This is a genomic window from Rathayibacter sp. AY1F6, from assembly GCF_002932035.1.
In the GTDB taxonomy this organism is placed as follows: domain Bacteria; phylum Actinomycetota; class Actinomycetes; order Actinomycetales; family Microbacteriaceae; genus Rathayibacter.
Genome location: NZ_PSVD01000011.1, coordinates 1 through 22491, shown reverse-complemented (window position 1 = coordinate 22491; position 22491 = coordinate 1). Strand labels below are relative to the sequence as shown.

Here is a 22491-nt window from a genome sequence, read left to right as displayed (position 1 = left end):
GCGCGGCGCAGGAGAAGGGACCGCGCATGCGGATCATGTTCGTCGTCACGTCGCTGCACGGCGGCGGGGCCGAGTTCGTCGCCCGCACCTGGATGGGCTGGCTCCTCGAGCAGGGCCACCACGTCGACGTCGTCACCACGTCGGTGAAGGGCACCGACGAGTACCTCCCCGAGGGCGCGGTGCTGCACCGCATCGGCGAGGGCAAGGGCCACGTCGGCAAGGCGCGGATGCTCAAGGAGCTGTTCCGCCGCCGCACCCCCGACGTCGCGGTCGCCCTGCAGGGCTACCCGAACATCGTGCTCCTGGCCTCGGCGGAGATGACCGCGAAGGCGGACCGCCCGAAGACCATCGTGAGCGAGCGCAACCTCGTCTCGCTCGGCATCCCGGGCTTCTCGAAGACCCAGAAGGTGCAGCTCGGGCTCGCCAAGACGCTCTACCGCCGCGCCGACCACGTCATTGCGATCTCGCACCCCGTCGCAGGCGAGCTCGTCGCCGGCTTCGGCGTCTCGGGCGAGCGCTGCACCGTCGTGCCGAACCCGGCGACCGCCAAGGTCGACCGCTCCCGCCAGGTCTCGCGCACCCCCGGCACCGCGGCGGGCCTGCAGATCGTGCTGCCCTGCCGCCTCGTCGTCCAGAAGCGCCCCGAGCTCGCGATCCTCGCGGCCGAGGAGCTGGAGCGCCGCGGCATCCCCGCGAAGGTCGTCTCCTTCGGCGGCGGCCCGCTGCTCGGCAGCATGAAGGCGGAGGCGACCGCGCGCGGCGTGGACTTCCAGGACATGGGCTGGGTCGAGGACTGGTTCCACCACTTCGACGAGAACGCCGTCGTGCTGCTCCCGTCGCTGCGCGAGGGCTTCGGCAACGTGCTGGTCGAGGCGGCCGCCGCCGGCGTCCCCTCGGTCGCCGTGTCCGGGGCGCTCGGAGTCGCGGACGCGATCGTCCCCGGCCTGACCGGCGAGCTCGCGCTCACCCCCTCCGCCTCCGACCTCGCCGACGCGCTGATCCGCGCGAGCGAGCTCGAGATCACCGGCATCGACCGCTGGCTCGACCGCTTCTCGCTGGAGTCGAGCGGCCGCGACCTCGAGACGGTGCTCCGCCGGGTCGTGGGGCAGAAGTGACCCTCGTCTCGGTGGTGGTCCCGGCGCACCAGGAGGAGGCGCACCTCGCCTCCGCCCTGGAGCGCCTGCTGCGGCAGACCCACGCCGAGCTCGAGATCCTCGTGGTCGACGACGCCTCGACCGACGGGACCGAGGCGATCGGCCGCGCGTTCGCCGAGGAGCACGAGCGGATCCGCTACCTCCGCCAGGACGAGAACCAGGGCGTCGCCGCCGCTCGCGAGCGCGCCGTCGGCGAGGCCGCCGGCGAGTGGGTCTGGCTGGTCGACGCCGACGACGAGTGGCCGGAGACCGCGGTCGAGGCCATGCTCACCGCGGGGGAGGCGGGCCGCGCCGACGTGGTGGTCGCCCAGGCGGTCACGGTCGACGCCACCGGATCCACGCCCGTCGGCTCCCTGCGCGGCCCGCTCGCGCTCTCGGGCCGGGGCGCCTTCACCGCGCTCCTGGTCGGGGAGCTGACCGGGCACCTCTGGAACAAGCTGTTCCGCCGCGAGCTGTTCGACGGCATCGACTTCACGCGGATCCGCCAGCACTCGGACCAGGCGCAGGTCGCGCAGCTGCTCGCCGCGGCCGACGAGGTCGTCGTCGTCCCCGACTCCGTCTACGAGTACCGCCTCCGCTCCGGCTCGATCATCCGCTCGGGCGCGAAGCGCGCCGACTCGCTCGCCGGGCTCGCCGCCGTGATCGAGCGGACGGCCCGCGGGCTCGACCCGCGCCTCCTCGACTCGCAGGACTACTCCTACTACCGCGCGCGCTTCTCCCTTCTCTCCCGCTTCAAGGACGCCACCTCGGGCGCGCACAGCCCCGAGGAGGCCGGCCGGCTCTGGCGGGCCGCGCACGACGAGGCGGGGCTCCGGCACCTGGTCGCGCTCGTGCGCCGGCGCGACCTGAAGCGCTCCGTCCTCTTCGGGCTCGCCGCCGCGGCGCCCGCGCTCTACCGTGCGGCGATGAGCGCCGGGAACGGACGCCGGTGACCGTCGTCCCCCCGGTGAGCGGAGAGGCCGGAGTGCGCTTCCCGGCAATCGAGTCCTCGTCACTATTCCGACGAATGTGCGGCGCAGACGGTACACCCTTAGTCTTGATCCTCGGTCGCATTCTGCGACCGAGCCTGCGTCCTTCTCTGAGCCTTGTTCACCTCGGATGGAATTCACGAGCGGTACGACCGGGCACAAGGGGGAGAGAATGAAGCTGCTGAAGCCTGCGGGCGGGGCCCGCCGCGAATGGGTGGATTTCGCCAAGGGTGCCGCCATCCTGATGGTCGTGTACTACCACACGTCGTTGTACCTCGGCGACATCGGGGTCGAGAACACTCTCGGCCGCATCAAGGTCGTGTTCGAGCTCTTCCCGATGCCCCTCTTCTTCCTGGTGTCCGGCCTCTTCGGCTCGCGCATCCGCACCTGGAGCTTCCCCGACCTCTGGCGTCGCAGGCTTTACCCGCTGCTCTGGCTCTACGTGGTCTGGTCCGTGATCCGCATGGCCTTCTACCTGGTCGTGCCGCTCGCGAACGGCGGACTCGGCGAGCTCCCCGCGACCGACCCGCTCAACCTGCTCCTGCTGTTCTTCTGGCCCAGCAGCAGCTACTGGTTCATCTACGGCCTCGTCCTCTTCACGCTCGGCGCGTGGCTCCTGCGCAAGGTCGACCACCGTGTGCAGGTCGCCCTCGCCGCGGTGATGGGGACGATGTTCACCACCGGTCTCCTCAACACGACCAACGTGGGCTGGAATCGCATCGGCGCCCTGTTCGTCTTCTTCCTGGTGGGCACGCTCTACTCGAAGAGGATCATCGACTTCGTCGAGCAGAAGGGGAGCCGCGCGTTCCTCTACGTCACTCCGGTCTTCGTCGTGCTGAGCGCGGTGCTCTTCCTCTTCCCGATCCGCTGGGTTCCGTTCCTCGCCCTCGCCGGCCAGATGGCCGCCGTCGCGATGGGCATCCTCGTGTCGCGGGCCCTCTCCCGAGTGCGATTCCTGAACTTCTTCACGATCTGCGGCGAGCGCAGCCTGCACATCTACCTGCTGCACCTCTACTTCATCGTGATCGCCATCACGATCCTGCGGGTGATCCTCCCCGAGGACCGCTCCGAGATCGGCGGCTTCGAGGTGCCGCTGCTGCTGGTCGTGATGGTGCTCGCGGTCGTCCTCTCGCTCTTCGTGACCCGCTACCTCTCGAAGGTCAAGTGGATCTACGTCCCCCCGGCCGCCCTCGGCGGCCCCGGCAAGCGGCGCAAGCCCGTGCCCGTCCCTGCGCGCGGCCCCGGAGTCGTCTCCGATCCCGTCGCGGTCCCGGCCGATGAGCCCGGCACCTCCCCCAGTTACGAGAAGAAGAGAGCGGAGTCCCACGAGTGAAGACGACACGAGCACGCAGAGCCGGAGTCCTGGCGGCCGTCGTGGCCGTCGCCCTCGGGCTGGCCGGCTGCTCCTCGCAGCCCGAGCCCGTCCGCACGCCCGACGGCTTCACGACGGAGAAGGCGATCGAGTACCGCTCGGTCGACGGCGTCTCGCTGAAGGCCGACGCCTGCCTCCCCACCGCGGGCGGCACCGACCGCCCCGCGCTGCTGATGCTGCACGGCGGAGGGTTCGTCGACGGCGCCCGCGACGAGGGCGGGATGACCGAGCTCTGCGAGTACTACGCCGAGCGCGGCTTCGTCTCGGTCTCCGTCGACTACCGCCTCCTCCAGGACAGCCGGTACCCCGGGCAGATCGAGGACGCGCAGGCCGCCGTGGAGTGGCTGCGCGAGCCCGCGCAGGTCACGCGCTTCGGCCTCGACCCCGCCCGCATCGGCGTGATGGGCAGCTCCGCCGGAGCGATCATCGGAGCGACCATGGGCACGCTCGGCGAGGGCTCCCTCACCGAGGGCTCGCGGGTCAAGACGGTCGTCGCCTTCTCGGCGGTCGCCGACATGACCGAGACCGGGATGTCGCTGGGCACGCCGGTGCCCGAGGCGAAGGAGCAGATCCTCTCCTACCTGGACTGCGACGAGATCGACTCGACGACCTGCCCGCAGAGCATCCCCGCGTCGCCGATCACCTCGGTCGACTCCACGGACGCCCCGCAGATCTGGCTGACCTCCGAGGACGAGCTCGTCCCGGTCGAGCAGGCCGACGCGATGCAGGTCGCCCTGCAGGACGCCGGAGTGGCGTCCGAGGTCGGCGTGGACGGCTCCGGCCACCACGGGCTCCAGAACAACACCCCGAACAACAAGAAGGCGATCCTCGCCTTCCTGCAGGCACACCTCTGATCCACCGCTCCCGCGCGAAACCTCGCGGCCGGTTCCGCGCAACGCGGACGACACATCACGACGCTACAGTCAGACCCCCTGCACTCCGGTGCAGTCGACGAAAGGGACACCACACACCATGACCTTGAACGGACTGTTCGCCGGCATCGGCCGGAGGTGGGTCTACATCGTCGCCTTCGCTCTGCTCGGCGCCGTGGCGGCCCTGGTACTCAACGCCGTCCTCCTCCCGCAGTACAAGGCGGACGCACGCGTGTACGTCGCGGTCTCCTCGTCCGGAGTCCTCTCGACCGCGGACCGGGTCGCGGCCAACAGCGCCGCCTCCCAGGCCACGGTCACCTCCGTCGCCCTCGGCACCTCGGACACCGTCCTGCAGGGCGTCATCGACGGCCTCGGCATCGACGAGCCCATCGAGGACTTCGCCAAGCGCGTGACCGTCCTCGCCGAGCCGGAGTCCGTGGTCATCACGATCTCGGCCACCGACCCCTCGCCCGAGCAGGCCGCGGTCATCGCGAACGCGATCGCCGCCCAGCTCGACGCGGCCGTGAAGGGCGCCGATCCGGCGACCACCACGAACGGCGTCGCCGTCCCGCAGATCCAGCTCCAGGTGCTCAGCCAGGCGCTCCCGCCGGAGCTGCCGGTCACCGGTGGCATCCTCGTCCTGCTCGCGCTCGGCATCCTCGGCGGCGCCGTGGTCGGCGTGGGAGTGGCGATCGTGATGACCGCCCTCGACCGCCGCCTCCGCAGCGGCGACGACGTCCGCTCCGCGATCGACCGGCCGCTGCTGGGCATCGTCCCGGTCAAGGCCACCAAGCTCGACGAGATGCTGAACTCGACCGAGATCCCGGCCCGCTACTCGGCCGTGGCGTTCGAGCTCTCCGCCATCGCGCGCACCCGCTCGTACTCCTCCTTCGCGATCGCCCCGGCGTCCGAGAAGACCCCGCACACCGCCAGCGCGGTGCTGCTCGCCAAGGCGCTGGCCGTGCTCGGCTCGTCCGTCGTGATCGTGGACGGCACCGCCGAGGGCTCGGCTCTCGCTTCCGCCTCGGGCGGACGCCCGGGCCTGCGCGAGGTGCTCGCCGGAGCCGCCTCGCTCGACGACGCGATCATCAAGCGCTCGACCGACCGCGTCGACCTGCTCCCCGCGGGCGGCGCCCAGGCCGGCACGCCGATGCCGACCGACGCCCTCCGCGCGCTGGTCGAGGAGCTCGAGAAGGTCTACGACATCGTCCTGATCGTCACCGGCACTCTCGGCGCGACCGAGCAGTCGCCGACCTTCCGCGGCGTGGCCGACGGCGCCGTCCTCGTCCTGATCGAGGGCAGGGTCGACTCGCCCCAGGCCGCCGCCGACGTGCACTGGATCGAGACCGCCGGCACCCCCGTGGTCGGCGCGGTCGTCCTGGCCCGCCACAAGCTGCAGAAGGCCCCCGCGATCGTCTGATCGCGTCCTCGCACGCTGCGGAAGAGCGCACCCCGGCCCCGGCCGCGGTGCGCTCTTCCGCGTCCGGGGACTGCGCGGTGCCCGGCGGGGGCCCGGCTGCCCTCTCTCCGGGCCCAGCCGGCCCCTCCGACGCCTGGCCGGCACTCCAGCCCCCTCCACCCCTCCGCGAGCCCGTTCACTCCGCGAGCCCGCAGAACTCGCGGTACTCGCGCGCGACTCCGCCCACCTCCGCGGACTCGGCAGGAGGCGGCGTCACCGTCCGGGCCCGCGGGCTCTCCGGGGCCGACCGACCGGTCCGTCCTTCCTCAGCGTCTCCAGCGCCCGCCGTGGCCTGATCACGTGCCTCACCGGCTCCCGGGAGCCCGCTCACCCCGCGAGCCCCCACAAGTCGCAGTACTCGCGCGCGACTCCGCCCACTTCCGCGGACTCGACAGGAGGCGGCGTCGCCGTCCGGGCCCGCTCAACTCCCCGGGACCTGCCCGGCCCGTCCAGCCCTCTCCAGCGCCCGCCGTGGCCGGAACCGGCTCCCGGGAGCCCGCTCACCCCGCGAGTCCGCAGAAGTCGCCGTACTGGCGCGCGACTCCGCCGACTCCCGCGTGGTCGGCGGGAGGCGGGCAGACGCAGAACCGCCGCCGTCGAGGGGACGACGGCGGCGGTTCTGCGCGCGGGGAGCGGATCAGGTCACGGCGTGCAGGCCACGTTCCCGATCAGGTCCTTCCCGGAGTTGGAGCAGCTCAGCGTGTTGCCGCTGGTGGACCAGTTGGACGGCTGGTGGAGGTAGACCACCGCGTTGCTGGTCTTCAGCGCGAGGTTGCCGCTGATGGTGTTGTCGTTGCCCGAGCCGTCGGCGCGGGTGATCACCTGGTAGCCGTAGGTGGTGGTGCCCGCGGCGGAGTTGCCCGCGGCAAGCCAGCTGTTGCCCGAGACCAGGATCAGCGAGACGACGTCCGAGGCGAGCCGCGATCCGCCGAGGACCGTGTTCCCGATGATGTCGCCGTCGAGGGTGCCCTCCTTGGCCTCGATCGGCTCGGCGCCGGTGTCGCTGATCGCGTTGTCCACGACCGCGATGCGGGCCGTGCGGTCAGGGTTGCAGCTGTTGTACTCGCACCAGTTGCGGTCGGAGGTGCCGACGTAGACGCCCTCGCCGTACTTGGCGGAGACGAGGCCGGTGCGGCGGATGGTGCTGCCGACGATCAGGGAGTCGGTGGTCTGGCTGCGGAAGTGGACCGCCTCGTAGCCGATCTCGCTCACCGTCAGGCCGGCCATCTGGACGCCCTTGCTGGCGAGCACCTGGATGCCCTGGAAGGAGCTGCGGACCGAGAAGCCCACGAGGTGCACGTCGCTCACCGTGTTCAGGATGAGTGCGGTGCCGCTCGAGGTGGATCCGGAGGTGAGGACCGCGTTGGGCGAGCCGCAGATCCAGATCGAGCCGGGCTGGGCGGCGGTGCCGCGGAGGGCGAACTTGCCGGTGTAGACGCCGTCGGCCAGGCGGATGACGTCGCCGGAGGAGGGGTTGGTCAGGGCCGTGACGAGCTGCGCCGAGGTCGACACCGTCTTGGTGGCGGCGGGGCAGTCGAAGGCCGCGAGCAGCGAGGCGCGGGAGGCGAGGATGTCGGCCGAGGTGGTGGCCGACTCCTTCAGCCGCGAGTCGCGGCCGGCGTCGTCGGTCGCCGTGACGGTGTACGTGTAGGCGCGTCCCGCCTCGGCGGTCTCGTCGCGGTACTGGCGCACCGGGTCGGCGACGGTGCCGACGACCGTGTCGCCGGAGCCGTCCTCGTTCGAGCGGTGCACGTCGTACGAGACGACCCGCGAGCTGAAGGGCGCGTCCCAGGCGACGGTGTAGCCGTCGGTCAGGGGGGAGAGCTCCACGGCGTCGGTCGCGAGGCCGTCCTCGGCGAGGACGAACGCGTCGATGATCAGGTTCTTGTCGGTCGACTTGGAGTTCTTCGTCCCCGTGTAGGAGATGGTCACGGTGTGCGTGCCCTCGGCGAGGTCGGTCGTCTCGTAGACCGGCACCTGGTACTGCGCGGTCGAGCTGTAGCGGTCGACCTTGGTGACGGGTCCGCCGTCGACCGAGACCGCGGCGATGCCGGAGGAGGAGGTCTTCCGGCTGATCCAGCGCCACGACGTGCCGACGAAGGTGAACTTCACCGATCCGGCGGAGGTCAGGTACTTCATCCCGCCGCCGCTGTCGCCGCCCGCCATCGATCTCCACGAGCCGGTGTACTGCAGCGCGGGGTCGGTCTCCTGCACGAGGAGGCTGGTCGCTCCGGAAGGATCGAGCACGGGGCCGTCGTCCTCGCCGCCGCCGGTCTCGTCGGTCGGCTCCTCGGTGGCGGGAGTCGCGCGGGTGATGTCGAACGCGTCGATGACCAGGTTCTTGTCGCTCGCGGAGCTGTTGGCCGTGCCGCTCCAGGCGATCTTGACCGTGTGGACGGTGTCGGCGAGGTCCTTCTTCGTGAACACCGGGACCTGGTACGCCGTGGTCTTCGTGTACCGGTCGACCGAGGTGCTCGCGCCGTCGACCGTGACGGTGGCGATGCCGGCGGAGGCGGTGGTGCGGCTGACCCAGCTGAAGCCGGTGCCGCGGAAGCTGAACGAGACGGAGCCGGTGCTGTTGAGGAACGTGATCCCGCCGCCGCTGTCGCCGCCCGTCATCGTGCGCCACGAGCCGCTGTAGGTCAGCGAGGAGTTCGTCTCCTGGATCCGCGTGCTCTGCCCGGCGCCCGGGTCGAGAGTGGCCGCGGAGGCGGCGGGCGCCGTGAGGGGGGCGACCAGGATGCCGAGAGCGGCGATCAGAGCGGTGGTGAGGGAGAGGCGTGCGCGTCGTCGGCGAGGGCGGGTCGGGTCTGGCGTCGTCTGAGGATTCACGATCGGCTCCGGGTCTTCGAGGGGGCGTCGGGGGCGGTTCGAGGGGGCTGCTCAAGGGGGTGGTGCTGGTCCTCCCGACGCTATAGACGGGCCTTGCGACTGATGGCTGGATGAGACGGATTCAGGTTGTAGTACCCCATTCGGGCGTGGTGGTCGGGCTTATATCAGCGATTCCGCTGAAGGACTGGCGGACCGCCGCGCATGCGTGTATACGGAACGGTCACACGCGCTGTCGACGACGGATCGGAGGGCGGATGTCGGATCGGGAGGGGACTCCGGGAATGCCCGTCCGCGGAATGGACGAGGGGGAGTGCTGCTCGGTCGAGGAACGGCGACCCTACCCGGCGACTCTGGACACGGCCCCGGGCCGGGCCGCTGGGCGAGAGAATTGACCGAGCGTTCACCGGGCCGACCCCGCGCCGAAACACTGCGATGATGGGCTCTCCACTGGTGATCGCCGTCGCACCCGCGTCGCGGATCACCCGCCGCGGGCGAGCGGCGGTCCCGACGAGAGGGAGGACGCGATGGACACGGCCACGACCGCGACCGGCGACCGCCCGTCCACCCCGCCGTCCCGGGAGCGCCCGAGGCGCCCCCGGGTCCGCGCTCGCACCGTGATCGGACGGCTCCTGCTCGTCCCCCTCGTGGTCCTCGCCCTCTTCGGCGCCGGGATCCCGCTCTACGTCACGCCCCCGATCGACCCGATCCCCGAGCAGGCGGACGCGGTCTTCGTGCTGGGCCCCTCCACGAGGGCACGCGTCGAGTTCGCCCGCCGGATCATCACCTCCGGGGCGACGGACACGATGGTGCTCTCGGTCGGCCCCGGCGAGATGAACGCTCCCTACGAGGCCAAGAAGTACAAGAAGTGCAACGAGCCCGGCGGCGACGTCCTCTGCTACTCCGCCGACCCGCTCACGACCCAGGGAGAGGCCCGGCAGCTGCGCGACATGGCCGAGCAGTACGGCTGGGACCACGTCATCGTGATCACCAACGCCTCCCACCTCGTGCGCGCCGAGATTATCATCGAGCGCTGCTACTCCGGCGAGCTCTCGATGGTGCCCTCGGGCGAGCCGATGGGCCTGGACTACCTGGTGAACCAGTACGTCTACCAGACCGGCGCGTTCCTCAAGGCCTTCCTGGTCACCAACGGCTGTTGACGCGAGCACTCCTCCTCGAGCCGCCGAGCCCGCCTGCGCTAGTCTGCCCGGGGCGCCATCGGCCCCGAGCCCGCTCCTGCGGAGCCCGGCCGGCCCGGCCCACGACGGCAGCGCGGCAGGAGGATCGACCGGGGAGACCCGCGACGCTCCCCGCTCCGCACCGGTCACCCCCACGCGAACCCCTCCGAAAGGCCCGCCCGTGACACCTGCCCGATCGATCTTCGCCGTCGGCCGCGGCCAGTACGAGAACATCGGCGACATCATCCTGCGTCGCCAGCTCCTCGACTGGCTCCGCGAGTCGGGTCCGCTCCACGTCTACGTGGGCCACTCGCCGTGGGGCTACGACGACGGCCTGCGCCTGGGCCCGGACGACACGGTGTACCGCTCGCTCCTGCGCTGGTACGCGGCGCTCGCCCGCGAGGCCCTCGCCGGCCGGGCGAACTCGGTGTTCAAGCCGGGAGAGATCCAGCTGACCCTGATCGGGATGAAGGAGCACCTCGTGATGCTCCCGGGCATCGCCCTCGTGCGCCTCGGCGGCGGCCGCGTGATCCGCGCCGGCGTGGGCACCCGCAACTTCGCCCCGCTGCCCCGCGCGATCATGTGGCCCTCGATGGCGCTCTCGAGCTACACCCGCTGGCGCGACGACAAGACGGCCGGCTACATGCGCGTCGGCGCCGCCATGCCCGACCTCGGCTACGGCGAGGGCTCGAGCGACGCGGAGCTGACCGCGTTCGCCGCGCAGCCCGACGAGGAGCGGCGCGTTCTGGTCCTCTCCCTCCGCGAGGACCACGAGGTGGACGCCCGCCCCTACCCCGAGCAGGAGTGGCTGGCCGCGATCAAGGGCTTCGCCGAGCGCGAGGACCTCGACATCGTCGTCGTCACGCAGGTCGCCGTCGACGCCGAGCGCTCCCGCCGTCTCGCCGCCGACCTCGACGCGGACATCCTCGACTGGGATCCGGCGCACACCCACGACGAGCACGAGATCCTGCTGCGCGAGCTCTACCGCACGGCCCGCGTCGCGATGAGCGACCGGCTGCACGTGATCATCATGGCGTTCACCGAGGGCGCGGCCCCGGTGAGCCTGCAGATGGACGGATCGACGAAGGCCTCGCGCCACTTCGAGACCATCGGGATCCACGACGTCACGGTCGACATGTCCCGGACGACCCCGGCCGCCGGCGTCGAGACCTTCTCCGCCGTCGTCGCCCGCCGGAGCGAGCTGCTCGAGAAGCTGCTCGTCGCCCGCGGGCGCCTCCGCGGCGTCCGCGACGACATCCAGGCGCTGCTCGCCGTGCCGCCCCGCAGCCGCCCGGCCGCCGCGGCAGCTCCTGCCGGCCCGAAGACGCGGGTGTACCACGTCGGCCGCAGCGGAGAGGTCCCCGGAGGCATGACGCAGGTCGTCAACGGGTACCTGCGCTGGCCGTTCGAGCGCTCGGACGTCCGGGTGATCTCCTCCCGCACCGCTCCGGGCGAGCACGTCGCCGCGGCCCGCCTGGCCGCCGGCGCCGCCGCCCGCATCGCCGCGATCGCGCGCCGCGAGCCCGGCGCCGTGATCGTCGTCCACCTCTCGGAGCGCGGCTCGTTCCTCCGCGAGGGGTCCCTCCTCCGCCTCGCGCACCGCCTGGGCCTGCGCACGGTCGCCCACCTGCACGGCAGCGAGTTCGCCGCCTTCACCGCCGCGCACCCGCGCCTGGTGAAGGACGTGCTGCGCAGCGCGGACGAGATCATCTCGCTCTCGGAGGAGACCTCGGCGATCTGCCGCCGCTACGTCCCCGCCGAGCGCGTGCACCTCGTGCCCAACGCGCTCGAGCAGGGCACCCCGCGCGAGAAGACCCGCACCGTCGTCTTCGGCGGCGTCGTCAGCCACCGCAAGGGCGTCGACGTGCTGCAGAAGGCGTGGGCGCAGGTCGAGGGCAAGGAGGGCTGGCGCCTGCTGGTCGCCGGTCCGATCCGCGAGCCGGAGGTCGTCGACCGCGGCGTCCCGGGGATCGAGTTCCTCGGCTCGCTCGAGAACGCCCGCCTGCTCGCCCTGCTCGACGAGGCGTCCATCGCCGTCCTGCCCTCGCGCGACGAGGCGATGCCGATCTTCATCCTCGAGGCACTCGCCCGCGACGCGGCCGTCGTCTCGACCGCGGTCGGCGGCATCCCCGAGGTCCTCGGCGACGGCTGCGGCCGCGTGGTCGCGCCCGGAGACGTGGAGGGCCTCGCCGCCGCGCTGACCGAGCTCATCACCGACGAGGACGCCCGGGCCGAGGTCGTCGAGAAGGCCGGGGCGCGCTTCCGTGAGCGCTTCTCCGCCGACGCCGTGTTCCCGCGGGTGGAGGAGGTCTGGCTCGGCTGAGCCGCCTGCGACTTCGCCCCGGATCGCGCCCCCGGCCCCGCTCCGGGCCTGGGCGGAGCCGCGGGAGCGTAAAATCGCTGGAGTCCGCGTCGCCGTGCCGTCGCGCGCCCAGCCGTCCGCTCCCGGACGCCTTCTCCCTCCATCCCAGAGAGGCTCGACCGTGGCCATCGCCGCCGACTCCGACCGCCGCCTGTGGACCCTGCCCCTCGCGCGCGCCGTGATCGCGGCGGTCGCCGGCTGCGTCGTCACCTTCTCGCCCGACCACGGGCCCGCCTTCGGCCTCGCCGTCTTCGGCGGCTTCGCGATCGCGACCGGCGCCGTCTCGCTCGCTCTCGGGCTCCGCAGCTGGAGCGGCCGGGCCCGCCCGCTCGCCCTCGGCTCCGCGGTGCTCACCCTGGTCGCCGGAGTCGCGGCGCTCGTCGCGCTCCCGGTCGCCAACCTGCTCTCCTTCGTCGCCCTCGTCGCCGGCTGGGCGCTGCTCTCCGGCTTCCTCGAGTTCTCGAGCGGCCGCCGCGGTCAGGGCCTCGCCGCCCGCGACTCCGTGATCGTCGGCGTCGGCACGATGCTCCTCGGCGCCGCCTTCGGACTCCTCCCGCCCCACCCCGTCGTCACCGTCGGCCTCCTCGGCGCCTACGCCGTGATGGTCGCCGTGTTCCTCGCCATCGCGGCGTTCTCGCTCAAATGGGCCGCCGGCGCCGACGCAGCCACCGGACACGATCCCGTCGCCCCCACGACACCGACCTCCGGAGGAGACCGATGACCGCCGAAGGCCAGCAGCCCGACCCCGCCTCTCCCGCCGACCGCGCCTCGGCGGCCGACTCCGCCCCGGCGCGCGACCCCGGCGAGTTCACGCCCCGCACGTTCCAGCCGACCCGCAAGGACCGCCTGCGCCCGCTCGAGCTCATCGGCTTCTCCGCGGTGATGGCGGCCTTCGTCGGCCTCGTCGTCATGCTCTCGACCCGCGAGCCTGTCGTCGCGCTCATCTCGTTCGGCGTCGCCTTCATCGTCGTGCTCGTCGCGATCGCCATGTTCTCACTGACCTTCAAGCCCGACGAGGCCGAGATCGCGGACATCGACGAGCAGGACTCCGCACACTAGGCGAGGGACGGCTCCGCCGCTCCCAGTCGGCCGGGAGCACGCCGCGCGGGCGGATAGTCCCTTCCGCCGCGCATGCCGATCGAGCAGCCCGCAGGGCGTCTCGAGATCCCGCCTGCGCACGCGGGCGCCGCTTCCGCGTCGGTGGTCGCGCGTAGCGTGCGGAGGGTGGCGGAGGCGATCGGGCGGTGGTGGCAGCGGCGGCGGTTCTCGCGCGGCGCCGACGTCCCCTACGCGGTCGGCACCTACCGGGAGGCCTGGGCGTCCTACCCCGTCCTGGTGCGGCAGTACCGGCCCGAGTACAACGAGGGCATCGTGCTCAGCCAGATCCCGCCCGCGGCCGACGTGTACCTGTGCTGGCTCTGCGACGCCGGACACGTCTTCGTCGCCACCCCCGAGGAGCAGCGCCACCGTCCCGGCCGGGAGCGGCGCCGCTCCTCCTGGTGCCCCGACTGCGCCGAGCTCGCCTCGCCGCGCCTGCCCCGGGCCGCGCCGATGATCGGCGGCCGGCTCGCCGAGGTGCTCGCGCCGACGGCCGCTCCCGACGACGGCTCCTTCGTCCTCCTGGCGCCGCCCGCCGTGATCGCGCGGGGGCTCCCGATGTCCGCGTCGCCCACCGGCCGCGGGTCCGCGTCACCCGCCGACCCGAGCGGATCCGCGCCCGCCGCGTCGTCGACTCCTCCGTCCGCTCGATCCACCCCTCCAACTGCCGCCGCTCCGGCCGCGCTCCCGAGCCCGGCCCGCCCGCGTGTGCCCGAAGACGCCGGACCTCCCCGTCGGCGAGCCCTTCGCGAGCCGGTGCGCGCCTCCTCCCGCCTCCGCCGTCGAGGCCCGGCTCCGGGCGCTCCTCGCCGAGCGGCTCGTCTTCGATCCGGCGCACACGGCGGTGCGTCTCGCGCGGCCGTTCTTCGAGCACTGCGAGGCGTGGCCCGACCTGGTGCTCGGCGAGCTGCGCGTCGCGATCGAGTACGACTCCACCGGCCGTCACGGACTCGAGCACGTCGGGCACCGCGAGGAGGCCGACCGGCGGAAGGACCGCGCGCTCCGCTCCGCCGGATGGGAGGTGGTGCGCATCCGCACGGGGAAGCTGCTGCCGCTCGGCCCCCACGACCTGGTCGCCACGGGGGTCACGGCCGCGCTGGCGGACCGTCTGGTCGACCGGCTCCGCGATGTCCGTGGTCCGCTGCTCGTCGACGCCTGGGGGCGCTGAGCGCGTCGTGCGGCGGCTGCGGGACGGTCCTCGGGGGACCCGTCCCCGGCGCGCCCTCCCCGGCACTCCGTCGCGGTGTCCGGCTCGGCGGAGCGGGACCCGTGGATGCAGTGCCGGCGAGTGGGAACCGTCGAGTGGGAGCCGGCGAGTCGGAGCGGTCGAGTCGTCGCCGCCGGCTCGCAGCCGACGCGTCAGAGCCGCAGGGCCAGCGCCTCGCTGCGCCAGCGGCGGTGCAGGGCCCAGGGGTCGGGCTCCCCGGCGCGCACGGTCTCGATGTGGGCGTCGAGCACGGGGCTGCGCGCGAACCACTCGGTGCGCTCCAAGCGCTCGTCGGCGAACTGGGCGTGCCGATGCTGCTCGAGTGCTCGCCCGCCGCGCTCGAACGCGAGGAGCTCCTCGTGCCGGAGCCGGTGGAGGCGCTGCCGGGGATTGCCGCTGGTGCCGATCTTGATCCGCTCGCCGAAGCGGATGTAGTAGACGACGTCGACCCGGGGCGGCGGCAGCTCGCCGTCGGGAGCGTCGCCGAGCCGCCACTCGCAGGCGGCGCAGAGCCAGGCGGAGGGGAGCCGGACGCCCAGGCGGGACCCGCACGCCGCGCACGGCGAGGGCAGGACGTCGATCACGCCGTCCTCGCGGGCGACCCAGTCGTGCGCGAGCCCGAGGTGCGCCGCGCAGAGCGCGAGGGGGGCGCCCGTCTCGGCCGAGGAGGCGCACCCTCCGATCGCGCACGCTGACATGCCGCCGACGCTAGGTGCGACCCCCGACATCGCGCCGCCGTCGACCGCGCCGCCGCGAGCACGCAGGAGTCGGAGTGCTCGCTCTCGAGGACGGCGGCACCCGCGCGCTCGCTGCCCGGCGGATCAGCTCAGGCGGTCGACCAGCGACGAGGCGAGGCCCGTGTAGCCGCCCGGCGTCAGCGCCAGCAGGCGCTCCTTCGCCGCGTCGCCGATGTCGAGACCCTGCACGAAGACGGCGAGGTCGTCGGCACCGAGGCGCTTGCCGCGGGTCAGGTCCTTCAGCAGCGCGTACGGGTCGGTGATCGAGGAGCGGCCGGCCGCCACCTCTGCGCGGATCACCGTCTGGATCGCCTCGGCCAGCACCTCCCAGTTGCCGTCGAGGTCGGCGGCGAGGGCGGTCGGGTCGAGGTCGATCTCGAGCAGGCCGCGGGCGATGTTGTCGAGGGCGAGGAGGGAGTGGCCGAACGCGACGCCGATGTTGCGCTGCGTGGTCGAGTCGGTGAGGTCGCGCTGGAGGCGCGAGGTGACCAGGGTCTGCGCGAGCGAGTCGAGCAGGGCGCTGGAGAGCTCGAGGTTCGCCTCGGCGTTCTCGAAGCGGATCGGGTTGATCTTGTGCGGCATCGTGGACGAGCCGGTCGCCCCGGCCTGGGGGATCTGCCGGAAGTAGCCGAGCGAGATGTAGGTCCAGACATCGGTGCAGATGTTGTGCAGGATGCGGTTCGCGTGCGCGGCCCTGCCGTAGAGCTCGGCCTGCCAGTCGTGCGACTCGATCTGGGTGGTCAGCGGGTTGAAGACCAGGCCGAGGGAGGTGACGAACTCCTCCGCGAGGGCGGGCCAGTCGGTGCCGGGGTCGGCGGCGAGGTGCGCGGCGAACGTGCCCGTCGCTCCGCTGAACTTGCCCAGGTACTCCGTCGCCTCGATCTGCGCGACGACCCGCTCGAGCCGGTACGCGTAGACGGCGAACTCCTTGCCCATCGTGGTCGGGGTCGCGGGCTGGCCGTGGGTGCGGCTGAGCATCGACTCGTCGCGGTAGCGGACGGCCAGCTCCCGGAGCGACGCGACGACCGAGCGCAGCTTCGGCAGCCAGATCTCGCCGACGGCCTGGCGGACCACGATCGCGTAGGAGAGGTTGTTGATGTCCTCGCTGGTGGCGGCGAAGTGGGTGAGCTCGGCGATGCGCTGCAGGCCCAGCTCCTCGAGCCACTGGCGGACGAGGTACTCCACGGCCTTCACGTCGTGGCGGGTGCGGGCCTCGAGGGTCGCCAGCTCGTCGATCTCGGGCTGGCCGAAGTCGCGGGCGCGGCGGCGCAGCTCCTCGGCGGTCGCCGCGTCGACGGGCTCGGAGCCGAAGAGGCGGCGGTCGGTCAGCGCCAGCAGCCACTCGACCTCGACGTGCACCCGCGCGCGGTTCAGCCCCGCCTCCGAGAGGTACTCGCCGAGCGACGAGACGGCACCGCTGTAGCGGCCGTCGAGGGGGCTCAGCGGCTGGGTGGGGAGCGAGGTCATGCGGTGGTGCCTTCCGGTTCTCAGGTGTCCTGCGCGAGGGCGGCGCGCGCGTCGGTGGAGTCGGGGCGGACCGAGCGGTTGCCGCGCAGTCCTGGTTCGATCTGGGCGAAGAGGGCCCGGCAGGCGCGCTCGATCAGCGCGAGCACCGAGTCGAACGCCGCCGCATCGGAATAGTAGGGGTCGGGGACGTCGCCCTGCGGGGAGAGGCCGGGCTCGAAGTCGAGCAGGCGGCGGATCTTCTGCCGGTCGACCTCGGTGCGCGCCCAGGAGCGCAGCGCGCGCTCGTGCCCGTGGTCGAGCGCGACGACCAGGTCGAACTCGGCGAAGCGGGACGGGTCGAAGAGCTGGGCGCGGTGGCGGCCCCCGTCGAAGCCGTGACGCTCCAGCGCCGCGAGGGCGCGGCTGTCGGCGTGCTCGCCGAGGTGCCACTCGCCGGTGCCGGCCGAGCTGATCTCGATCGCGGAGCCGAGCCCCGCCTGCTCCGCCAGGGAGCGCAGCACCACCTCGGCCATCGGCGACCGGCAGATGTTGCCGGTGCAGACGAAGCACACGGCGAAGGCCGAGGGCGCAGGGGAGTCGGGGGTCACCCGCCCATCATGGCGCACCGCGGCTCCTCCACAGCAGGCCGATCGCGGCCGCCGTCCACCGATGGCGCGCGACGCCTCCCGGGCGGCGGCGGCGTGGCCGATGCTGACTGCCGAGGCCGTGGTGTCAGTCCTGACGGCGGCGGAGGAAGGGGCGCAGGAGGAGGCCGATGAACCAGTTCACCAGGGCGAGCACGAGGGCGCCGAGCACGCCCCACCAGAAGCCGTCCACGACGAGGCCGAAGCCGAAGAGGCCGCTGATCCAGGCGGTCACGAGCAGCAGGAGGCCGTTGACGAGGAACGAGACCAGGCCGAGCGTCAGCACGTACAGGGGGAACGCGACCACCCGCACCACTCCGCCGACGACGGCGTTGACGACGCCGAAGATCACCGCCACCAGCAGGTACGTGAGGACCGCCGCTGCGGGGCCCTCCTCGTACGGGTCCACGCGCACGCCCGCCACGACCAGGGTCGTGAGCCAGATCGCGACGGCGTTGGTCAGGAGGCCGAGGAGGAGTCTGCTCATGCCTCCACTATCCCCGCAGGCGGGGCGCGCCGCGAGCCGGGGCTCAGGTGAGGGGCCCGCCGATGGTCGGCTCGGGCGCAGGAGTGCAGAGGCGGGGGTCGTCGGCGCAGGTCCGCGGAGGGAGCACCGCGGTGGGCTCGGGCTGCGGCAGGGGCTCCGCCGTCGGCTGCGGGGCCTCGGTCGGCTCCGGGGCGGGCGCGGGAGCCGGCTCCGGAGCCGGGGGATCGGGCGTCGGCTCCTGGGTCGGCTCGGGCGCACTGGTCGGCCGGGGAGCGGCGGGAGGCGCGGGGCGCGGGGGAGGAGCGAATCCGCTGCCCGGCTCCGGGACGAGCGGCTCGCGCGCCTCGATCACGGCGACGGCCAGCGGAGCGACTGCGGCTCCCGAGGCGAGGGCGCTCCGGAGCTGCTCGACCGCGTCGGTCAGCACCGCCCGCCGGGACGTCGATCCGCGACCGGAGGCGAGGGTCGACGTGGCGAGGCCGAGCACGCGCTCGGCCAGCGCCGTCCGCTGCTCCCCGGCCGCGGTCGTCGCGGTGGTGATGGCGTCGGCCGAGACTCCCTCGAGCGCTGCGTTGAGGGCTCCGATCGCCACCAGCAGATCGGTGCGGGCCGCGCCCGCGACGGTGCCGTCGGTCGCGGTGAGGAGCGCGAGCGAGTCGTCCCGCAGCGCGAGGCCGGCCTCGCGCGCGGCGGTGTAGGCCGGGGGAGCGGCGACGTCGATGGACGTCTCCCGGAGAGTCGGGGTCGCCTGCGTGCCCTCCGCGGCGGGCGTGCATCCGGTGAGCGCGCCGGCGGCGACGAGCAGGGCGATCGCGGCCGTGGCGCCCCGGAGGAGCGGGCGCGCACCCCCGCGCCGCTCGGCTCGCCCTCGACTCCGCATCACTGCACCCTAATCGGGGGACGGCCGCCGTGGGCGCCGGTCAGCGGGGCGGTTCGCGCATCCGAGACCCGGGTCGGCCGCACCTCCGGGCCGCACCCACGGCGCTCGACCGGTGGGAAGGGGGCCCGGCGCACACCCGTCGAGGGCGGGGGACGGCGCGCGCGGAACGGCGGGGCGCCCGCCGCCGCGCCGCCTAGCATGGGGCGGGTGACCGACCAGCAGGAGCCTCCCGTCCGCCTCCGCCCCGAGATCCTGGCGCTCCCCGCCTACAAGCAGGGCCGCGCGGCCGCCGCCGACGCCTTCAAGCTCTCCTCCAACGAGAACCCGTTCGACCCGCTGCCCTCCGTGCTCGCGCGGGTCCGCGAGGTGGACGACTTCAACCGGTACCCGGACGCGGCGGCGACCGCCCTGCGCACAGCGCTCGCCGCGGAGTACGGCGTCCCGATCGAGGAGGTGATCGTCGGAGCCGGCTCCGTCGCGGTCATCGCCCAGCTGATCACCGCGGCGGCGGGCCCGGGCGACGAGGTCGTCTACGCCTGGCGCTCGTTCGAGGCCTACCCCTCGCTCGTCACGACCGCGGGCGCCACCAGCGTGCGCGTGCCGCTCCGCGCCGACGACACCCACGACCTCGACGCCATGGCCCAGGCCGTCACCGAGCGCACCCGCCTGCTGATCGTCTGCAGCCCCAACAACCCCACCGGCACCGTCGCCACCGCCGACGACGTCGAGGCGCTCCTCGAGCGCGTCCCGGGAGACGTCCTCGTGCTCCTCGACGAGGCCTACGCAGAGTTCGTCGACGACGAGCGGGCCGTGGACGGCACCCGCCTTCTCGGCCGCTACCCGAACCTCGTGATCGCCCGCACCTTCTCCAAGGCGTACGGCCTGGCCGGCCTCCGCGTCGGCTACGCGATCGGCCACGCGCGGATCCTCGACGCCGCCCGCTCCACCGCCATCCCGCTCTCGGTCACCCAGTTCGCCGAGACAGCGGCGGTCGCCTCCCTCGAGCACCGCGAGGAGCTCCTCGAGCGCGTCCACCGCATCACCCGCCTCCGCGACGACCTCTGGCGGGCGCTGCTCGACCAGGGCTGGACGATCCCGGAGTCGCAGGCGAACTTCCTCTGGTTCGACACCCGCGAGGACACGGCGCGGGCCGCCGAGGTCTTCGAGCGCGCCGGAGTCGTGGTCCGCGCGTTCCCGCCGGAGGGGATCCGCGTCTCCGTCGGCGAGGCGCGCTCTGTCGACAAGCTCCTCAGCGCGGCGGCCGAGATTGTGGCTTCCCTCCCCGAGGGCCACCCCGCGAGACGGATAGGTTAGTCGGGTGGTAGCCACCAGCACGGAGTCGCCGACTGTCCAGTTCCTCTCCGCGGACGGGCGGTTCTCGCCGACCCCCGCGGCCGAGCAGTACGCCTCCTACCTCGACGGGGTGGACGAGGCGCAGCACCGCTCCTTCTACCGCGAGATGGCGGTGGTCCGCCGCTTCGACACCGAGGCCGCGAACCTGCAGCGCCAGGGCCAGCTCGGACTGTGGGTCCCGAGCCACGGGCAGGAGGCGGCGCAGGTCGGCTCCGCGTTCGCGATGCGCCCGCAGGACCACGTGTTCCCCTCCTACCGCGAGCACGTCGTCGGCAAGATCCGCGGCATCGACCTGCTCGGCGTCCTCGCGCTCCTGCGCGGCACGACGCACGGCGGCTGGGACCCGACCGACCCGACGAACGGGAACTTCCACCTCTACACGCTGGTGCTGGGCTCGCAGGCCCTGCACGCGACCGGCTACGCGATGGGCCTCACCCTCGACGGAGCGACCGGCACGGGCGACCCCGAGAAGGACGCGGCCGTCGTCGTCTACTTCGGCGACGGCGCCTCCAGCCAGGGCGACGTCAGCGAGGCGATGGTCTTCGCCGCGAGCTACCAGGCTCCCGAGGTCTTCTTCCTCCAGAACAACCACTACGCGATCTCGGTCCCCGTGGCCACGCAGTCGCGCAGCCCCCTCTACCTCCGCTCCTCCGGCTTCGGCATCCCCGGCGTGCAGATCGACGGCAACGACGTGCTCGCGAGCTACGCGGTCACCGCCAAGCACCTGCAGGACGCGCGCTCCGGCGGCGGTCCCCAGTTCATCGAGGCGCTGACCTACCGGATCGGCGCGCACACCTCGAGCGACGACCCGACGAAGTACCGCACCGACGACGAGCTCGCCTCGTGGGTCGCGAAGGACCCGATCACCCGCTTCGCCGCGTTCCTGCGGAGCGAGGGCGTGGAGCAGTCCTTCTTCGACGAGGTCGACGAGGAGGCGAAGGACTTCGCGTCCGACATCCGCCGCCGCCTCCTCGCCCTCGAGGTCCCACCCACGGGCGTCATGTTCGACCACGTCTACTCGGAGCCGCACGTGCTCGTCGAGGAGCAGAAGGCGTGGCTGCAGCGCTACGAAGAATCGTTCGGAGGCGAGTGATGACGATCGACACCAGCACGACGGCCGCGCAGCCGCCCCTCACCGGGTCGCAGCTCGAGTCCATGTCCATGGCCAAGGCGCTCAACGCCGGCCTCCGCCGCGCGATGACGCAGGACGACCGAGTCCTCCTGATGGGCGAGGACATCGGCCCCCTGGGCGGCGTCTTCCGCATCACCGAGGGCCTGCACGCCGAGTTCGGGGCGAAGCGCGTGCTCGACACGCCGCTCGCCGAGTCCGGCATCGTCGGCACCGCGATCGGGCTCGCGATGCGCGGCTTCCGCCCGGTCTGCGAGATCCAGTTCGACGGGTTCATCTACCCGGCGTTCGACCAGATCACCTCGCAGCTGGCCAAGATGACCAACCGCCACGAGGGTGCGATCACCATGCCCGTCGTCATCCGCGTGCCCTACGGCGGGCACATCGGAGCGGTCGAGCACCACCAGGAGAGCAACGAGGCGTACTTCGCGCACACCGCGGGCCTGCGCGCGGTCAGCCCGTCGACTCCCAACGACGCCTACTGGATGATCCAGGAGGCCATCGCCTCGGACGACCCCGTCATGTTCTTCGAGCCCAAGAGCCGCTACTGGCCCAAGGGCGACGTCGACCTCAGCGGGTCCGCCGCGCCGCTGCACGCCAGCCGCGTCGTCCGCCAGGGCACCGAGGTCACGCTGGTCGGCTGGGGCCCGATGGTCGCCGTCCTCCTCCAGGCCGCCGAGCTCGCGGGCGAGGAGGGCACGAGCGTCGAGGTCGTCGACCTGCGCTCGCTCTCCCCGATCGACTGGGAGCCGCTGCTCGCGTCGGTCCGCAGGACCGGCCGGCTCGTCGTCGCGCAGGAGGCGTCCGCGAACGTGAGCCTCGGCTCCGAGATCGCGGCGACCGTCACCGAGCGCGCCTTCTTCTCGCTGGAGGCGCCGGTCCTCCGGGTCGCCGGCTTCGACACCCCCTTCCCGCCCGCCAAGGTCGAGAAGCTCTTCCTCCCCGACGTCGACCGCGTGCTCGAGGCCGTCGACCGCTCGCTCGCGTACTGACGCGCGCGACATCCGCCCGCACGAGCCCACAGGAGTCCCCCCGATGACAGAGCAGTTCCTCCTCCCCGACGTCGGCGAGGGCCTCACCGAGGCCGAGATCGTGGCCTGGAAGGTCAAGGTCGGCGACGAGGTGGCCGTCAACCAGGTCCTCGTCGAGATCGAGACCGCCAAGTCGCTCGTCGAGCTCCCCTCGCCGTTCAGCGGCACCGTGGTCGACGTGCTCGTCGACGAGGGCCAGACGGTCGACGTCGGCACCGCGATCATCACCGTCCAGGCCGGAGCCGGCTCGATCGGCTCCGAGGTGCCCGCGATCCCGGCCCACCC

Annotated in this window: 20 protein-coding genes; 14 read left to right on the top strand and 6 right to left on the bottom strand. The window is 72.8% G+C overall.

The features are described from left to right. The first annotated feature begins 26 nt into the window (after positions 1-26). The 5 genes from C5C44_RS10565 to C5C44_RS10545 all read left to right on the top strand — a co-directional run bounded on the left by C5C44_RS10565 (position 27) and on the right by C5C44_RS10545 (position 5786). A complete protein-coding gene (locus C5C44_RS10565; protein WP_181118449.1) occupies positions 27-1115 on the top strand; it encodes a glycosyltransferase in 1089 nt (362 codons plus the stop codon). After that, positions 1112-2086: a glycosyltransferase family 2 protein gene (locus C5C44_RS10560; protein WP_104335823.1), complete on the top strand. Its 975-nt coding sequence runs from the start codon at positions 1112-1114 to the stop codon at positions 2084-2086. Before C5C44_RS10565 ends, C5C44_RS10560 begins: the two co-directional genes overlap by 4 nt. A 208-nt stretch (positions 2087-2294) precedes the next feature. Continuing rightward, complete coding sequence (locus C5C44_RS10555) at positions 2295-3455, top strand: acyltransferase family protein (RefSeq protein WP_181074569.1); 1161 nt, start codon at positions 2295-2297, stop codon at positions 3453-3455. Next, positions 3452-4348 carry an alpha/beta hydrolase gene (locus tag C5C44_RS10550; RefSeq protein WP_104247646.1) on the top strand — a complete coding sequence of 299 codons (897 nt, stop codon included), beginning with the start codon at positions 3452-3454 and terminating at the stop codon, positions 4346-4348. The genes C5C44_RS10555 and C5C44_RS10550 overlap by 4 nt, the downstream gene beginning before the upstream one ends. Positions 4349-4466: 118 nt before the next feature. Next, positions 4467-5786 carry a Wzz/FepE/Etk N-terminal domain-containing protein gene (locus C5C44_RS10545; RefSeq protein ID WP_104335822.1) on the top strand — a complete coding sequence of 440 codons (1320 nt, stop codon included), beginning with the start codon at positions 4467-4469 and terminating at the stop codon, positions 5784-5786. Between the two features lie 681 nt (positions 5787-6467). On the opposite strand, the gene C5C44_RS10540 is transcribed toward C5C44_RS10545, so the two are convergent. After that, on the bottom strand, positions 6468-8657 hold the full coding sequence (locus C5C44_RS10540; protein WP_104335821.1) for a hypothetical protein: 2190 nt from the start codon (positions 8655-8657) through the stop codon (positions 6468-6470). 524 nt (positions 8658-9181) lie between these two features. Between C5C44_RS10540 and C5C44_RS10535 the strand changes: the two genes are divergently transcribed. The 5 genes from C5C44_RS10535 (at position 9182) to C5C44_RS17535 (ending at position 14460) form a co-directional block, all read left to right on the top strand. Beyond that, entirely contained in the window at positions 9182-9814 is a 633-nt protein-coding gene (locus C5C44_RS10535) for a YdcF family protein (RefSeq protein ID WP_104335820.1), read from the top strand. Between the two features lie 199 nt (positions 9815-10013). Continuing rightward, positions 10014-12155, top strand: coding sequence for a glycosyltransferase family 4 protein (locus C5C44_RS10530; RefSeq protein WP_104335819.1), 2142 nt, complete (start codon positions 10014-10016; stop codon positions 12153-12155). Positions 12156-12315: 160 nt separating this feature from the next. Further along, the gene (locus C5C44_RS10525; protein WP_104225185.1) at positions 12316-12915 is read left to right on the top strand and encodes a DUF308 domain-containing protein; all 600 of its coding nucleotides are present in this window, start codon (positions 12316-12318) and stop codon (positions 12913-12915) included. Next, positions 12912-13253, top strand: coding sequence for a hypothetical protein (locus tag C5C44_RS17350; protein ID WP_258059918.1), 342 nt, complete (start codon positions 12912-12914; stop codon positions 13251-13253). The genes C5C44_RS10525 and C5C44_RS17350 overlap by 4 nt, the downstream gene beginning before the upstream one ends. A 745-nt stretch (positions 13254-13998) precedes the next feature. Continuing rightward, positions 13999-14460 carry a hypothetical protein gene (locus C5C44_RS17535; protein ID WP_308470791.1) on the top strand — a complete coding sequence of 154 codons (462 nt, stop codon included), beginning with the start codon at positions 13999-14001 and terminating at the stop codon, positions 14458-14460. Between the two features lie 191 nt (positions 14461-14651). Here the strand turns inward: C5C44_RS17535 and C5C44_RS10510 are convergent, their stop codons facing one another. From C5C44_RS10510 to C5C44_RS10490, 5 genes are all read right to left on the bottom strand, one after another. Further along, on the bottom strand, positions 14652-15197 hold the full coding sequence (locus C5C44_RS10510; protein WP_104288118.1) for a GIY-YIG nuclease family protein: 546 nt from the start codon (positions 15195-15197) through the stop codon (positions 14652-14654). 123 nt (positions 15198-15320) lie between these two features. After that, entirely contained in the window at positions 15321-16703 is a 1383-nt protein-coding gene (gene purB / locus C5C44_RS10505) for an adenylosuccinate lyase (protein WP_104225198.1), read from the bottom strand. Between the two features lie 20 nt (positions 16704-16723). Then, a complete protein-coding gene (locus tag C5C44_RS10500; protein WP_181027248.1) occupies positions 16724-17290 on the bottom strand; it encodes a low molecular weight protein-tyrosine-phosphatase in 567 nt (188 codons plus the stop codon). A gap of 124 nt (positions 17291-17414) precedes the next feature. After that, a complete protein-coding gene (locus tag C5C44_RS10495) occupies positions 17415-17813 on the bottom strand; it encodes a phage holin family protein (RefSeq protein WP_104237970.1) in 399 nt (132 codons plus the stop codon). A gap of 43 nt (positions 17814-17856) precedes the next feature. After that, positions 17857-18693 (bottom strand): hypothetical protein, encoded by an 837-nt coding sequence (locus tag C5C44_RS10490; protein WP_146084334.1) that lies wholly within the window; start codon positions 18691-18693, stop codon positions 17857-17859. 198 nt (positions 18694-18891) lie between these two features. Here C5C44_RS10490 and hisC point away from each other — a divergent pair, with 198 nt between their 5' ends. The 4 genes from hisC to C5C44_RS10470 form a co-directional block, all read left to right on the top strand. Further along, entirely contained in the window at positions 18892-20007 is a 1116-nt protein-coding gene (gene hisC, locus C5C44_RS10485; RefSeq protein ID WP_104335817.1) for a histidinol-phosphate transaminase, read from the top strand. 4 nt (positions 20008-20011) lie between these two features. Then, positions 20012-21139: a thiamine pyrophosphate-dependent dehydrogenase E1 component subunit alpha gene (locus C5C44_RS10480; protein ID WP_104226633.1), complete on the top strand. Its 1128-nt coding sequence runs from the start codon at positions 20012-20014 to the stop codon at positions 21137-21139. 62 nt (positions 21140-21201) lie between these two features. Then, positions 21202-22167: an alpha-ketoacid dehydrogenase subunit beta gene (locus C5C44_RS10475; RefSeq protein WP_181027250.1), complete on the top strand. Its 966-nt coding sequence runs from the start codon at positions 21202-21204 to the stop codon at positions 22165-22167. Between the two features lie 43 nt (positions 22168-22210). Next, a partial coding sequence (locus tag C5C44_RS10470) for a biotin/lipoyl-containing protein (RefSeq protein ID WP_308470923.1) occupies positions 22211-22491 on the top strand: 281 nt, incomplete at its 3' end.

Bases quoted from the DNA above. Each gene is read 5' to 3' on its own strand.
- C5C44_RS10555 (WP_181074569.1), top strand. From the start codon at position 2,295: ATGAAGCTGCTGAAGCCTGCGGGCGGGGCCCGCCGCGAATGGGTGGAT.
- C5C44_RS10490 (WP_146084334.1), bottom strand. From the start codon at position 18,693: ATGCGGAGTCGAGGGCGAGCCGAGCGGCGCGGGGGTGCGCGCCCGCTC.
- C5C44_RS10510 (WP_104288118.1), bottom strand. From the start codon at position 15,197: ATGTCAGCGTGCGCGATCGGAGGGTGCGCCTCCTCGGCCGAGACGGGC.
- C5C44_RS17350 (WP_258059918.1), top strand. From the start codon at position 12,912: ATGACCGCCGAAGGCCAGCAGCCCGACCCCGCCTCTCCCGCCGACCGC.
- C5C44_RS10565 (WP_181118449.1), top strand. From the start codon at position 27: ATGCGGATCATGTTCGTCGTCACGTCGCTGCACGGCGGCGGGGCCGAG.
- C5C44_RS10535 (WP_104335820.1), top strand. From the start codon at position 9,182: ATGGACACGGCCACGACCGCGACCGGCGACCGCCCGTCCACCCCGCCG.
- C5C44_RS10475 (WP_181027250.1), top strand. From the start codon at position 21,202: ATGTCCATGGCCAAGGCGCTCAACGCCGGCCTCCGCCGCGCGATGACG.
- purB (WP_104225198.1), bottom strand. From the start codon at position 16,703: ATGACCTCGCTCCCCACCCAGCCGCTGAGCCCCCTCGACGGCCGCTAC.
- C5C44_RS10495 (WP_104237970.1), bottom strand. From the start codon at position 17,813: ATGAGCAGACTCCTCCTCGGCCTCCTGACCAACGCCGTCGCGATCTGG.
- C5C44_RS10545 (WP_104335822.1), top strand. From the start codon at position 4,467: ATGACCTTGAACGGACTGTTCGCCGGCATCGGCCGGAGGTGGGTCTAC.
- hisC (WP_104335817.1), top strand. From the start codon at position 18,892: ATGGGGCGGGTGACCGACCAGCAGGAGCCTCCCGTCCGCCTCCGCCCC.